We start from the raw sequence: 14,371 nt of genomic DNA on the forward strand, positions 1-14,371 counted from the left end.
ACATATAAGGAAAATTATGAGAGTAGAAGAGATTGAAGAAAAATTAATATATGGTATTTCAACAAGAACAAAAAATTCAAATGAAATGGATCCAAAAACTGCAAAAATAGGTGCTATATGGCAAAAATTTTATAGTACAGTAGAAGTAAATTATAAAGATGGTGAAAGAGTTTACGGAATTTACTATAACTTTGAGTCAGATGCAAATGGTGAATTTGATGTACTAGCAGGGTATGAGATTTCAAATGAGAATTTAGACAAAATCACAATTCAAAAAGGTAAATATTTAGTGTTTCATAAAACACTCAAAGAAACTGATGATAATGCAAGAATACAAGCAGTCATAGAAACTTGGGGTAAAATTTGGAAGTATTTTTCAAATGAAAACTCTCAATACAAAAGAGTTTATAAAACTGATTTTGAACACTATAAAGAGAAAAATGAAATAGAAATTTATATTTCAATAGAATAAGTACTTTCTATGCATAATAAAGAGCTTTAAGTATCTCTTTTTGTTTAGTCTTTTTATAATTAAATTTAAACTCAATCTCTTTTAAATAAAGAAAAAAGTTTTTATTTTCTATGCCTTTGTATTTTAGTATAGAGTCTTCAAAATAAAGCCAAAATTTTGTGATGATATTTTCTCTTTTTTGCGTTTTTGAGATTTTATTTAACATCATGTATTTTGAAAACTCTTTAAAGTAGGCTTCCTCCGCTGCATCATCTAAAAACTGTTTTTTGTAAACATGTAGACTTGGCATAAGTAGATTAAAGACTTGGTTTTCAAAATGAAAAGTAATAAAATTATGAGCATCAAAAATATTTTCTTTTACTCTTTTTTTACTTTGTGGCAAATAAGTGTATTCATCATATTCTATAACATTTTTATCTCTATATATATCTTCAAGAAAGTTAGCTATTAGCACTCTAAAAAGCTTAAATCTATTTGTTACAGTTATATAATTTAGTTTAGTTTTTTTTGTAGTTTCATTGGCTGTTAAGTCTTCACAAAAAGCGTCTATTAAGAGTAAATCTTTTTTTATTTTTTCCAATGAATACTTCTTTTTGCATCTAGAACACTTCACTTGTCCAGATTTTAAGTGATATAATTTTTTATTATTGCAGTAAATACAGTTCATAAAGACATTTTAACATAGTTTAGTCCTAAAACTATATAAGAAAGCATATAATTAACTTTACTTTTAATTATAAAAATATAAAATATGAATACTTATTCGTTTAAGAGGAAATTTAATGGAAAATTTTGGATTATTACTCATCTTTTGGTATGGAATATTACACGCTTTTGGACCTGATCACCTAACTGCAATAGCAGACTTTTCAATAGGAAAAAGCAAAAAAAAGACTATGACTATTACAACAATGTTTGCTATTGGTCATGGACTAGCACTTTTTATTTTTGCAAAGATATTAGATACTTATAATATAAGTGAAGTAATACTTGGTTATGGAGATACCATATCGGCATCTGTAATATTGATGATGGGAATTTATCTTTTATTTATGGTTTATAGTGACAGAATTCAGTTGAAAAAACATATTCATAATGGTCAAGAACATGTTCATATTTGGTTTGGTAAAGAACATAAACATGATAACCGTGATACATCATCAGCATTTACTATCGGTGTGTTAATGGGTGTTGGTGGAGTTAGAGGAATGCTTGTAACTCTTGGTATGCTTGAATCAGGAAGTGTTGATTTAGTAATGGTTGTAGCTTTTGCTCTTGGAGTAATGGTTATATTTGTAGGTTTTGGTAGTGTAATATTGTATATTAATAAAAATTTGTTAAACTCTAAAAAGAATTTAAAAAGAGTTTTTGCAACAGCAGGTTTAGTATCAGTTGTTGTCGGAACCAATATGATACTCGGATAGAAATGAAATTAAGGAATATAAATTATGTGTAAAGATTGCGGTTGTAGTATAACAGATAGTGTGGGACATTCTCACACACACGAACACTCTCATGGAAATTCGTCAGAACATCAAGGTGCACATCAGCATCTACATGATAACCCACAGTTAAACGATCCAAAAACTATATCTATAATTACAAAAATATTAGATAAAAATGATCATGAAGCAGGGCATAATAGACAGCATTTTGATTCAAAAAATGTACTTTGTATAAACTTGATGAGTTCTCCTGGAAGTGGAAAAACTGCTTTGTTAGAGCATCTAGCAGATGTATGTGATTTTAAATTTGGTGTTGTTGAAGGTGATTTAGAAACAAGTAGAGATGCTGATAGATTAAAAGCCAAAGGTATAGAGGCTCATCAAATTCAAACAGGTTCAGCTTGTCACTTAGATGCTTTTATGGTTCATAAAGCTCTGCACCATATGGACTTAGATGCTATGGATGTTTGTTTTATAGAAAATGTTGGTAACTTAGTTTGTCCAGCATCTTATGATGTTGGAAGTCATTTAAATATCATTTTAGTGAGTATTCCTGAAGGTGAAGATAAAATTATCAAATATCCTGTAATGTTTCGTAAAGCTGATTTAGTGCTTTTTACCAAGGTTGATTTACTTCCGCACTTCGATTATGACATGGAAAAAGAAAAAGCAGATGCAAGAAAGTTAAAACCAAATGTTGATATACTTGAAGTTAGTACAAAAGATGAAGAAAGTATAAAAAAAGTAGCACAGTGGATAAAATTTAAAATGGAGATGAGATAATGTGTCTTTCAATCCCTTCAAAAGTAGTTAAAATTGATAAAGAAACAAATACTGCAACAGTTGATACAATGGGTGTTCAAAGAGCCGCAAGTTTAGATTTACTCGAAGTTGGCGATGTGAAAATAGGCGATTATGTACTTCTTCATATAGGTTTTGTAATGAATAAAATTGATGAAACAGAAGCACTTGAGAGTTTAGAACTTTATAAAGAAATTATTGAAGCGATGAATGAAGAAGATAGACAGATGGCAATACTAGAAGACGACGAGTGTGCAAATAGAGGAGCTTAAATGGAGTTAAAATTAAACAACCTCTATGATGATTTTAGAGATGGAAATACCATTAAAGCCTTTGCTAAAATCATAAATGAAGATGCAAAAAAATTAAAAAAACCTATAAATATTATGGAAGTTTGTGGTGGTCATACTCATACTATTATGAAGTTTGGTATTCCTCAACTCTTACCTAAAAATATTAAATTTGTTCACGGTCCAGGTTGCCCTGTTTGTATTATTCCAAAAGAGAGAATTGACCATGCTTATGTTTTAAGTATGCAAGAAGATGTTATCTTGGTTACTTTAGGCGATATGATAAAAGTACCAGGAAGTAAAGGTAGTCTTCAAGATGCTAGAGCTAAAGGTGCTGATGTTAGATTTGTTTACTCTCCCTTAGATTGTATAAAAATAGCAAATGATAACCCAAGTAAAAAAGTAATATTTTTTGCGATAGGTTTTGAAACTACTACTCCAATGACAGCGGCACTTCTTAATGCTGTAGTTAATAAAAAAATAACAAATATATACTTTCATATAAATCATGTAACAGTTCCTGAGGTTATGAAAGAGCTAATCGATAGCAGAGATGTTCATGTTGATAGTTATAATAATAAGATTGATGCCTTTTTAGGACCATCTCATGTAAGTGTTATAAGTGGAAGTAAAATCTATGAAGAGTTTCCGCGAGATTATAAAAGACCAGTTGTTGTGACTGGGTTTGAGCCTGTTGATGTTATGCAAGGTATTAGCATGATAGTTAAGCAGTTCGTAGAAGATAGATGCGAGCTTGAAATAGAATATAAAAGACTTGTAACTCATGAGGGAAATATAAAAGCTCAAAAACTGATAGAAAAGTATTTTGATAAAGCAGACCTGTTTAAATGGCGAGGTTTAGGAAACATACCTAAGAGCGGATTGAAATTAAAAACAGAATTTAGTGAGTATGATGCTGAAGTAATTTATAAAGATGTGTTGCCACTTGAAGAGATAGAAGACCATAAGCTTTGCATCTGTGGAGATATACTAAGAGGTATGGCATCTCCTCCCGAATGCACGATATTTGGTACTGCTTGTAAACCAACTTCTCCTATTGGAAGTTGTATGGTTAGTAGTGAAGGTGCATGTTCGGCTTACTATAAATATGGAAATTTGATATAATAAATCATTGAAATTTGCAAGGTATAAAGTTATGAGTTATCAACCACCTTTTACTATCACCTCTAAGATGCTAAATCTAGTGAGTGAGATAACTGAATCTTTAACTAAAATAGAGAGCACTCAAAAGACTTCAATAACTCCATATCTGAGAAGAACAAATCGTATAAAAACACTTGCTGGTACTTTAGAGATAGAAGGAAACTTTTTAGGTGAAGAAAAAATTACAGCTATCTTAGATGGTAAAAGAGTTCTCGGTACTGTGCGAGAACTTGCAGAAGTAGATGGAGCTATAAAAGCGTATGAGAAATTTGAAGAGTACAAGTATGATTCTTTGGATGACCTACTTAAAGCACACGAAATACTAATGAATGGCATTTTAACAAAAGCAGGAACTTTTAGAAGAGTTAATGTTGGAGTTGGCAGTGAAAGTGGCGTAAGTCATGTAGCACCACCGCATGATAGAGTTCCAGAATTGATGAGCGATTTGTTTGAGTGGCTAAAAAACTCAGATGATCATCCTCTGATAAAAAGTAGTGTATTTCACTATGAGTTTGAATTTATTCACCCTTTTGGTGATGGTAATGGTCGCATCGGAAGACTTTGGCAAAGTGTAATTTTATATAACTACAAAAGTATTTTTTCTTCTATTGCCACTGAAAGTATTGTGAGAGACTATCAAGATAGATATTACAAAGCTTTAGAAGGTTCAGGTGAACTGGGAGAAAGTACGCCTTTTATCGAGTTTATGTTGGAAGTGATTTTTAAAGCGATAAAAAATGTCCCCAATGATGTCCCTGAAAATGTCCCTAAAGATAGAGAAGTTTCTATATTAAATTTAATAGTTGGAAATTCAAAAATAACAGTAAAAGAATTGGCATTAAAATTTGAAGTAAATGAGAAGACTATTAAAAGAGATTTAGAAAAATTAAAAGAAGAAAATAAAATTAAAAGAGTCGGTAGTGCTAGAAGTGGATATTGGGAAGTGATATAATGAAAAAACTAGATAATTGCATTGATATTGTTGATAAAGCTGGAGATGAGTTAATAGAAAAATTTATTACACCTATTGCAAAAGGAATTTTTACATTATTAGAAAATGAAATTAAGATAGGACAAGCATATTTAACATTTAAAACAGCGTTTATGGAAAAAAAAATTAAGATATTTTTAAAATATATTGAAAATGAAAAATCTAAAACTGTTTTAGATTTTATTAATAATTTAAATGAAATAGAAAAAAAGTTTTTTATAGAAAGTATAAATAAAGTTATTGATTTAGATGATGAATTTCAGATATATATTTTAGCACATTTGGTTGGACAATATAAAGATAATAATGATTTAAATTATTATGAAAAATCATTATTTTATAATATAAATTCTTTGTCAAGTGATGATTATTTAAAGTTTTACAAAGTGTTATCATCGATTGAAAAAACGGAAATAGATAGTCCAGATGATGATGGTTTTTATGATATGTCAAACCTTTCAGAAGTTGAAGAAATAGTGTTAACAAAATTTATAAACTTGGGTATTTTGAAGCATGATGTATTACGACATGATGGTGGTAAAAATTTTCTAAAGACTGATTATACAGATAAATTAATAAAGATTATAAAAAATTATAAGGAACAAAATGAGTGAGTTTGAAAAAAAAAAAGAATTATATTTTGAAATGGTAAAAAACAAATGAAAAAACTATATATTATAAGACATGCAAAGTCAAGTTGGGAAGAAGTTGGTTTTGTCGATTTTGATAGACCTTTAAACAAAAGAGGTAAAATAGATGCTTCTAAGATGGGAGATAGATTAAGGACAAAAGGTGTAAAGCCTGACATCATACTTTCTTCTGACGCGTTAAGAGCAAAAAAAACTATAAAAGCTATTGCTAAAAAAGTAAAATTTAAAAATAAGATTAAGTTTAGAAAAAAAATATATGAAGCAAGTTTAAGTACTCTTCATAAGATGATAAAAAAAGTAGATAATAAAAACTCAACTTTATTTTTATGCGGACATAATTTTGAGTTAAATATGATGGCTCAAAAGTATGTTGGATTAGATGAAAATATTCCAACATGTGGGATAGTAGAGATTGAATTTAACTGTAATAAATGGAAAGATATAAGTAAACAAAATGCAAGATTAATTTCGTTTGATTATCCGAAAAACTAGACTAAAAGAAGAAAATATGAATAAAAACATTACACTAGCACAAGGTAACGGCGGTCAAGAGAACAATGAACTTATAACTAAGGTTTTTTATAAAGCATTTAAAAATGAGATACTTGAACGAAATGAAGATGCAGCTGTTATCCATAATGGAGAGTTGGCTTTTTCTACTGATAGTTTTACGGTAAGTCCACTTTTTTTTCCTGGAGCGGATATCGGAAAGCTTGCAGTTTGTGGAACTTGTAATGACTTAGCTATGATGGGTGCAAAACCAAAGTATCTGACATGTAGTGTGATAATTGAAGAAGGTTTTGCAGTAAGAGATTTAGAAAAAATAGTTCGCAGTATGAAAAAAGAACTTGAAATAAATGGTGCTATTGTTGTAAGTGGAGATACTAAGGTTGTTCCAAAAGGTAGTGTTGATAAGATTTTTATAAACACTACTGGAATCGGTGAGATAATGAAAAAAGGAATTAGCTCAAACCATATCACTAAAGAAGATGTAATCTTAGTAAATCGTGACATCGGATGTCATGGTGCTACCATTTTTGTTGCTCGTGAAGATATTGAGATGAGTAGTTCACTAAAGAGTGATTGTGCTTCTTTATACCCACAAGTAAAAGCACTCATAGATGCTAACATACAGATAACTGCTCTTAGAGATGCTACAAGAGGTGGTGTTAGTGCTGTTTTAAATGAATGGGCAAAGCAGTCAGATATTTGCATCGAAGTTGAAGAAGAAAAATTGCCAATTAGTAATGAGGTTAATGGCATCTGTGAGATGCTTGGGTTTGACGCTACTGCTTTAGCAAATGAAGGTACTTTTGTTTTAGCTATAAAAGAAGAAGATGCTAGTAGAGCAGTTGAGATACTTAAAACATTTGAAAATGGCTCTAGAGCAACTATTATTGCAAAAGTTACCGATACACATAAACAAAAAGTTATTTTAAATAGTTCTTGGGGAACTTCAAGATTTTTAGATACTCCTAGTGGTGAGTTACTTCCTAGAATCTGTTAAATGAAAATACTCTTAATTGTTTCAGCCTTTAACTCTTTAACACAAAGAGTTTTTTGTTTTCTTAAAGATATGAATCACACCATCTCAATAGAATATGCTATTAGTGATGAGGTAATGATAGATGCAGTCCAAAGATTTAAACCAGATATTATTTTTTGTCCATTTTTAAAAAAATTTATTCCAAAAGAAATATTTATAAATACTCCTTCGTTTATACTTCATCCAGGTATTAGAGGAGATAGAGGACATAACTCGCTTGACCATGCTCTTTTACAAGTGAAAAAAGAGTGGGGAGTAGTAATCCTCAAAGCAAATGAAGAATTTGATGCGGGAGAGATATACAGCGAAGTTAATTTTGTTATGCGAGATGCTACAAAGGCTTCTATATATAGAGATGAAGTTGCCGAGGCAAGTATAAAAGCAACAAAAGAACTTCTTGTAAATTTACAAAACAAAAGTTTTATACCAATCCCACAGTTAAAAACTCCTATGCATAAATATTTAAAACAAGTTGATAGAGCTATAAACTGGGAAAAAGATACAAGTGAAGATATTATAAAAAAAATTAGATTTAGTGATAGTTATCCTGGTGTGAAAGATGAGTTTTTTGGAGTTAGTTGTTATCTTTTTGGTGTTTGGAAAGAAGAACGCTTAAAAGGTAAAGCAAAAGAAGTTATCGCAAAAAGAGATGGTGCAATTTGTGTAGGAACAATAGATGGAGCTATTTGGATAAGTCATCTTATAAAAGAGGGTGGTTTTAAACTTCCAGCTACTTATGTTTTAAAAGAGAAGATTAAAGGCGTTAAAGAGCATAGACTTTCTCTCATCTTTGATATGAGTTATAAAACATTTTATGAAATCGGTTCTCACAAAGATGGCGATGTTTCATACTTATGTTTTAACTTTCATAATGGTGCGATGCACTCAGAACAGTGTATAAGACTTAAGTATGCATTTGAGTATTTAAAAGAGAGTTCAAAAGTTATAGTGCTTATAGGTGCTGAAGAGTTTTTTAGTAATGGCATCCATCTAAATATTTTGCAAGATTCTCAAAAACAGGGTGAAGATGGCTGGAGTAATATAAATGCTATGAATGATTTAGTTAAATCTATAATCTTTGGGGATGAAGTTATAACAGTAGCATCTCTTCATAAAAATGCAGGGGCAGGTGGTGTTTTTTTAGCTCTGGCTTGTGACTATGTAGTGGCATCTGAGAAAACTGTTTTAAACCCTCACTATAAAACTTTGGGCTTAAGTGGAAGTGAGTATCATTCGTTTTCTTTACCAAAAAGAGTAGGAGAAGTTAAAGCAAAAGAACTTCTAAGTAGATGCTTGCCAATAAGTGCAGATGAAGCAAAAGAGATAAATATGATTGATGAGGTTTTTTCACAAGAGAATTATTTTGATAGTTTAAGAGTTTTTTGTAGTGCTTTAGTAGAAGATGAAGAGAAATATGAAGATTATATATATGACAAACAAGATTATTTAGAAGAAAATGAAAATTTTATAGATAGATGCAAAGAAGAAGAATTAAAAATAATGCATCCTGAGTTTTGGGATAAAGATAGCTCTTTTCATATCCTAAGACATGAGTTTGTGCATAAAACATGTCCAATTAAAACACCAGATAGATTTAAATCGTACTAGTACGATGGGCTTTCTGCTGAAAAAAACTTAGCGTTAGCGTAGGTAACGGAATCTAGGTGCCCCTTGAGGGTATACTTCCGATGCCGTTATCATAGATAAAGGGTTCCCTTTATTTTATGAAATAAAATTAAGGAAATAACATATGCACGAGTATAGTATAGTTCAATCACTTTTGGATTCATGTGAAGATAATGCAAGAGAGAATAATTCTACAAAAGTATTAAAAGTAGTAGTTAAAATAGGTATTATGAGTGGAGTAGAACCAAGTTTACTTCAAACAGCATTTGATACATTTAAAGAAAAGACAATTTGTGAAGAAGCAGAGTTTATCATTAATATGCAAGATATAGTTATAAAATGTAATAATTGTCAAAAAGAATCAACAATAGGAAAATTAGACTACTGTTGCCCTATTTGTAAGGGTGTGGACATAAAAATTATCGATGGTGAAGATATGTATTTAATGCAATTAGAACTTAATTAAACAAAACTTAAAGCTTGTTTGGGTAGAATTGCGAACTTTTATAAAGATTCAAGGAATTGTATATGTACGCAATTATCAAAAACGGTGGTAAACAATATAAAGTTCAAGAGGGTGACATTCTTTTATTAGACAAAATGTCATTAGAGCCAAAAGATACTATCGAAATTACAGAAGTTCTAGCAATTAATGCTGGTGAACTTAAATTCGGAGCTCCATTTGTAGATGGTGCCGTAGTTACTGCAGAAGTGATTAATGAAGGTCGTGAAAGAAAAATTATTATTTTCAAAAAACGCCGTCGTAAAGACTCTAAAGTTAAAAGAGGTTTCAGAAGAGATTTCACTCGTGTTCGCATCACGAAAATAGCTGCATAAGCTAAAATAAGGAGCATAGTATGGCACATAAGAAAGGTCAAGGTAGTACACAGAATAATCGTGACTCAGCTGGTAGAAGACTTGGTGTTAAGAAGTTTGGTGGTGAAGTAGTTATCCCTGGTAACATTATCATTCGTCAAAGAGGAACTAAAGTTCATCCAGGTAGAAATGTTGGTATGGGTAAAGACCACACTTTATTTGCACTAATTGAAGGCGTTGTTACTTTTGAGAGAAAAGATAAAAAACGCAAACAAGTTTCAGTAGTACCTGCTACATAATTATTCAATATTTGGGCATTGCCCAAATATTTCTTCCTCACAGAGTTTTTAAACTCTTTCACAATTTAGTAAAAATTTTTAAAATATAAAGGAATGACAATGTTCACAGATAGTGTCGAATTAACAGTTTCATCTGGTAAAGGTGGACAAGGGTGTGTTGCATTTCGTAGAGAAAAATTTGTACTAAATGGTGGTCCAAATGGTGGAGATGGTGGAAAAGGTGGTGACATTTGGTTTAAGTGCGATAATAACACACATACTCTTTCTCACTTTCAAAGAAGAATGCATTTAAAAGCAAATGGTGGAGCACAAGGTGAAGCTTCTCGCATGTCAGGAAAGTCTGGTGAGAAGAAAGTAATCATTGTCCCTCCTGGAACACAAATTATAGATACTGATAGTGGTGAAGTTCTTTTTGATATGCTTAAAGATGGTCAAGAAGAGAAGTTTTTACAGGGTGGAAAAGGTGGGCTTGGAAATACTCACTTTAAATCACCAACAAATCAAAGACCAACTTATGCTCAACCTGGTGAAAAAGGTGAAACTAGAGCTATTAAGTTAGACCTGAAACTTATAGCTGATGTTGGACTTGTTGGTTTTCCAAATGTTGGAAAATCTACTCTTATCTCAACAGTATCAAATGCAAGACCTGAAATTGCAAACTATGAGTTTACAACACTTACCCCAAAACTTGGTCAAGTAAATATTGGAGATTTTGAGTCATTTGTAATGGCTGATATTCCAGGTATTATTGGTGGAGCACATGAAGGTAAAGGTTTAGGTATCCAATTTTTACGACATATTGAGAGAACTAAGACTCTTTTGTATATGGTTGATTTAGCTTCATATCGTGACTTAAAAGAACAGATAGAAGTTTTAAAAGATGAAATATCTTCATTTAGCGAAAAACTAGGAGATAGTAACTATGCGATAGCTTTAACAAGAGTAGATATCGTTCCTCCTGATGAGATAAATTCACTAGTAAGTGGTTTTTTAGACCTTCTAGGTTTAAAAGCGAATAGTTCTTGCGAGTTTAACTTTGACTCATCGATGCCATATTTTGTTCAAGACTCAGCAGATGAAACTCTTGGTTATGATAAAAAACTTCCATATCTTGTTGCACCAATATCTTCAGCAACTTCTAAAAATATTGAAGCAATTAAATATGCTTTATTTAACTTAGTACAAACAAATAGAAAATAATAATGCGAATTGTTGTTAAGGTTGGAAGTGCAGTTTTAGCTGAAAATGACTCTATCGCTTTAGAAAGAATGCAAGCGTTAGTTGATTTTTTAGCCAAGTTAAGAAAAAATAATGAAGTTGTTTTAGTATCTTCTGGTGCTGTGGCTGCTGGATATACAAAAATACAACTAGATAGAAGTATTTTGACAAATAAACAAGCCCTAGCATCTATTGGGCAACCAATATTAATGCATACATATGCCGAGAAATTTTCTCAACATAGTATTATTATTTCTCAAGTTTTACTAACAGCTGCAAATCTTAGTAAAGCTCAAGAGATAAGTAAAATCAAAAATACAGTTGATACACTTTTAAAAAATAGTGTTCTTCCTATTATAAATGAAAATGATGCAACTACGACTGATGAGTTAGAAGTTGGAGATAATGATCAACTATCAGCGTACATAACTAAACATATAGAAGCTGATATCTTAATTATACTATCTGACATAGATGCTTATTATGATAAAGACCCGAGAAAAAATTCAGATGCTAAAATACTTAAAGTTGTAAATTATATTGATAAAAAAGATTTAGATAAAAATGTAACTCCTCACGGTACTTTTGCAACAGGTGGAATAGTTACAAAACTAAAAGCAGCTTCGTATCTTTTACAAAATGATATAGATACTTTTTTAGCAACAGGATTTGATTTAAGTGATATAAAGAGTTATTTACTTGATAAAAACCATATAGGTGGAACACTTTTTACAAAGACTAAATCATGAATATTATTTTTATGGGTACTCCAAATTATGCAAAAGAAATTTTGCAAAAAATAATTCAAACAGATGAAATGAATGTAGTTGGAGTTTATACTCAACCTGATAAGCCAGTAGGTCGTAAAAAAACACTAACTGCTCCTGTTGTCAAAATATTAGCACAAGAAAATGAGATAAAAGTATATCAACCAATTAGACTTAGAGATGAGGAAGTAGTAAAAGAACTTCTAAATATTGAGTGTGATTATATTGTTGTTGCAGCATATGGACAAATACTTCCAAAAGAAATATTAGATCATGCCCCTTGTATAAATCTTCATGCTTCAATATTGCCAAAATATAGAGGTGCAAGTCCAATCCAACAGAGTATTCTTAGTGCTGATAAGCAAACAGGTGTAACAGCTATGCTTATGGATATCGGTTTAGATACTGGTGATATTTTAAAAATAAAAAAAATTGACATAGATGATGATGAGATGGTAGAGAGTCTGTTTGATAGACTGACTATTTGTGCAGCTGACTTAATACTAGAAGTACTTAAAAACTATAAATCATATACTCCAAAACAACAAAATGAGCTTAAAGCTACACATTGTAAAAAAATAACTAAAAAAGACGGGGAAATAAGTTTTGATAATGCTAGTGATTTATATAATAAATATAGAGCCTTTACTCCTTGGCCAGCAATTTATTTATCAAGTGCTTTAAAATTAAAACATATAGAACTATTAGAAGTTCATTCTGTAAATGAAAAAGGTAAAATTTTACTAATTGATAAAAAATCTATTGTAGTTGGATGCGAAAAGGGAAGTATTCGTATTTTTAAAGTTCAACCAGCATCTAAAAAAGAGATGGATATACTTTCATATATTAATGGAAAAAGATTAAATCTTGCAGATACTTTATCTTGATACCATTGACTCTACTCAAAAACATCTAAAAAATTTAATAAAAAATAAAAAGGTAAGTTTTCCATATGCCGTTGTATCAAATAATCAGACACAAGGTGTAGGAAGCAGAGATAATTATTGGGATTCTTTAGAAGGAAATCTATTCTTATCTTTTGGGATTGAGTTAAAAGATTTACCTAAAGATTTAAAACTTGAGTCAGCGTCTATATATTTCGCATATATCTTAAAAATACACTTAATTATTTAAATTCAGAAGTTTGGTTGAAATGGCCTAATGATTTTTATATAAAAGATAAAAAAATAGGTGGAATGATTACAAATATAGTAGATAATGTGCTGTTATGTGGGGTAGGGCTAAACCTTCTTAATTCTCCAAAAGGATTTTCTAGGTTAGACATAAAAATTGATAGAGAACGATTACTAAAGAATTACTTTAAAAATATAGAAAAAACTTTTTCATGGAAGGAAGTTTTTAGTAAATATAAGTTAGAATTTGTTAAGAATAAAAACTTTTATACGCATACTAAAAGTTTAAGAATATCTTTAGAAGATGTAAAACTTTTAACGGATGGTTCAATAATGCATAATGGGCAAAGGATATATAGTACAAGATGAGTGAAGTAATAGTAATAGCAAATCAAAAAGGTGGTGTTGGTAAAACAACAACTGCTGTAAATCTAGCGGCTTCACTTGCTGTTGCAGAAAAAAAAGTGCTTCTTATAGATGCTGATCCACAAGCGAATGCGACAACATCTTTAGGTTTTCATAGAAATGATTATGAATTTAATATTTATCATGTTCTTATAGGGACTAAAAAATTAAAAGATATAATTTTAAAGTCAGATTTACCTACCTTGCATCTTGCACCTTCAAATATAGGTTTAGTAGGAATTGAGAAAGAATACTATGATAATGATAATAAAGATGGAAGAGAATTAGTTTTAAAAAAAGCAATAGCAAATATAAAAAAAGATTATGATTATATTATTATAGATTCTCCTCCAGCACTTGGTCCAATGACAATAAATGCACTTTCAGCTTCAAATTCTGTTATCATACCTATCCAATGTGAATTTTTTGCGCTTGAAGGTCTTGCACAACTCTTAAACACTGTAAAGTTAGTTAGAAAGTCTATAAACCCAAAATTAAGCATAAAAGGTTTTTTACCAACTATGTTTAGTTCTCAAAACAATTTATCAAAACAAGTTTTTGCTGACCTTTCTCAACACTTTAAAGGTAAACTATTTAAAGATTCAAAAAATAAATATATAGTAGTTCCAAGAAATGTAAAACTAGCAGAAGCTCCATCTTTTGGAAAACCGGCTATATTATATGATGTTAAATCAATGGGCTCTATCGCTTATCAAAACTTAGCACAAACAATAATATCGTGAGGCTT

The 14,371-nt window shown here is 30.5% G+C and carries 20 protein-coding genes; 19 read left to right on the plus strand and 1 reads right to left on the minus strand.

Translation table 11 applies throughout. From position 1 onward, the window contains the following. Positions 1-16 precede the first annotated feature (16 nt). Entirely contained in the window at positions 17-472 is a 456-nt protein-coding gene (locus MOV50_RS10825; protein WP_321777919.1) for a GyrI-like domain-containing protein, read from the plus strand. 7 nt (positions 473-479) lie between these two features. Here the strand turns inward: MOV50_RS10825 and MOV50_RS10830 are convergent, their stop codons facing one another. Beyond that, entirely contained in the window at positions 480-1,052 is a 573-nt protein-coding gene (locus MOV50_RS10830; RefSeq protein WP_321777920.1) for a transposase, read from the minus strand. Between the two features lie 202 nt (positions 1,053-1,254). Between MOV50_RS10830 and MOV50_RS10835 the strand changes: the two genes are divergently transcribed. From MOV50_RS10835 to MOV50_RS10920, 18 genes are all read left to right on the plus strand, one after another. Further along, positions 1,255-1,896 (plus strand): hypothetical protein, encoded by a 642-nt coding sequence (locus tag MOV50_RS10835; RefSeq protein WP_321777921.1) that lies wholly within the window; start codon positions 1,255-1,257, stop codon positions 1,894-1,896. Between the two features lie 24 nt (positions 1,897-1,920). Further along, entirely contained in the window at positions 1,921-2,700 is a 780-nt protein-coding gene (gene hypB / locus MOV50_RS10840; protein WP_321777922.1) for a hydrogenase nickel incorporation protein HypB, read from the plus strand. Then, positions 2,700-2,990 (plus strand): HypC/HybG/HupF family hydrogenase formation chaperone, encoded by a 291-nt coding sequence (locus MOV50_RS10845; protein WP_321777923.1) that lies wholly within the window; start codon positions 2,700-2,702, stop codon positions 2,988-2,990. The genes hypB and MOV50_RS10845 overlap by 1 nt, the downstream gene beginning before the upstream one ends. Further along, on the plus strand, positions 2,991-4,133 hold the full coding sequence (hypD, locus tag MOV50_RS10850) for a hydrogenase formation protein HypD (RefSeq protein WP_321777924.1): 1,143 nt from the start codon (positions 2,991-2,993) through the stop codon (positions 4,131-4,133). 31 nt (positions 4,134-4,164) lie between these two features. After that, the gene (locus MOV50_RS10855; RefSeq protein WP_321777925.1) at positions 4,165-5,124 is read left to right on the plus strand and encodes a Fic family protein; all 960 of its coding nucleotides are present in this window, start codon (positions 4,165-4,167) and stop codon (positions 5,122-5,124) included. After that, positions 5,124-5,777: a hypothetical protein gene (locus MOV50_RS10860; protein ID WP_321777926.1), complete on the plus strand. Its 654-nt coding sequence runs from the start codon at positions 5,124-5,126 to the stop codon at positions 5,775-5,777. Before MOV50_RS10855 ends, MOV50_RS10860 begins: the two co-directional genes overlap by 1 nt. Positions 5,778-5,822: 45 nt before the next feature. Next, positions 5,823-6,305 (plus strand): SixA phosphatase family protein, encoded by a 483-nt coding sequence (locus tag MOV50_RS10865; protein ID WP_321777927.1) that lies wholly within the window; start codon positions 5,823-5,825, stop codon positions 6,303-6,305. Positions 6,306-6,321: 16 nt separating this feature from the next. Beyond that, positions 6,322-7,320, plus strand: a complete 999-nt coding sequence (gene hypE, locus MOV50_RS10870; RefSeq protein WP_321777928.1) for a hydrogenase expression/formation protein HypE — start codon at positions 6,322-6,324, stop codon at positions 7,318-7,320. After that, entirely contained in the window at positions 7,321-8,967 is a 1,647-nt protein-coding gene (locus tag MOV50_RS10875; RefSeq protein ID WP_321777929.1) for a hydrogenase maturation protein, read from the plus strand. It abuts the gene before it with no gap. A 142-nt stretch (positions 8,968-9,109) separates the two neighbouring features. Further along, complete coding sequence (gene hypA, locus MOV50_RS10880; protein ID WP_321777930.1) at positions 9,110-9,451, plus strand: hydrogenase maturation nickel metallochaperone HypA; 342 nt, start codon at positions 9,110-9,112, stop codon at positions 9,449-9,451. A 62-nt stretch (positions 9,452-9,513) separates the two neighbouring features. After that, positions 9,514-9,822 (plus strand): 50S ribosomal protein L21, encoded by a 309-nt coding sequence (gene rplU / locus MOV50_RS10885; protein ID WP_321777931.1) that lies wholly within the window; start codon positions 9,514-9,516, stop codon positions 9,820-9,822. A 20-nt stretch (positions 9,823-9,842) separates the two neighbouring features. Next, positions 9,843-10,100, plus strand: coding sequence for a 50S ribosomal protein L27 (gene rpmA / locus MOV50_RS10890; RefSeq protein ID WP_321777932.1), 258 nt, complete (start codon positions 9,843-9,845; stop codon positions 10,098-10,100). Between the two features lie 99 nt (positions 10,101-10,199). Further along, positions 10,200-11,300 (plus strand): GTPase ObgE, encoded by a 1,101-nt coding sequence (gene obgE / locus MOV50_RS10895; protein WP_321777933.1) that lies wholly within the window; start codon positions 10,200-10,202, stop codon positions 11,298-11,300. Continuing rightward, the gene (proB, locus tag MOV50_RS10900; RefSeq protein WP_321779666.1) at positions 11,300-12,067 is read left to right on the plus strand and encodes a glutamate 5-kinase; all 768 of its coding nucleotides are present in this window, start codon (positions 11,300-11,302) and stop codon (positions 12,065-12,067) included. Before obgE ends, proB begins: the two co-directional genes overlap by 1 nt. Beyond that, positions 12,064-12,972, plus strand: a complete 909-nt coding sequence (fmt, locus tag MOV50_RS10905; RefSeq protein WP_321777934.1) for a methionyl-tRNA formyltransferase — start codon at positions 12,064-12,066, stop codon at positions 12,970-12,972. Before proB ends, fmt begins: the two co-directional genes overlap by 4 nt. Continuing rightward, positions 12,953-13,219 carry a hypothetical protein gene (locus MOV50_RS10910; RefSeq protein WP_321777935.1) on the plus strand — a complete coding sequence of 89 codons (267 nt, stop codon included), beginning with the start codon at positions 12,953-12,955 and terminating at the stop codon, positions 13,217-13,219. Before fmt ends, MOV50_RS10910 begins: the two co-directional genes overlap by 20 nt. Then, positions 13,189-13,587 carry a hypothetical protein gene (locus MOV50_RS10915; protein ID WP_321779667.1) on the plus strand — a complete coding sequence of 133 codons (399 nt, stop codon included), beginning with the start codon at positions 13,189-13,191 and terminating at the stop codon, positions 13,585-13,587. The genes MOV50_RS10910 and MOV50_RS10915 overlap by 31 nt, the downstream gene beginning before the upstream one ends. Beyond that, the gene (locus MOV50_RS10920; protein WP_321777936.1) at positions 13,584-14,366 is read left to right on the plus strand and encodes an AAA family ATPase; all 783 of its coding nucleotides are present in this window, start codon (positions 13,584-13,586) and stop codon (positions 14,364-14,366) included. The genes MOV50_RS10915 and MOV50_RS10920 overlap by 4 nt, the downstream gene beginning before the upstream one ends. Positions 14,367-14,371: the final 5 nt, after the last annotated feature.

This window comes from Sulfurimonas sp., assembly GCF_029027585.1.
In the GTDB taxonomy this organism is placed as follows: Bacteria; Campylobacterota; Campylobacteria; order Campylobacterales; family Sulfurimonadaceae; genus Sulfurimonas.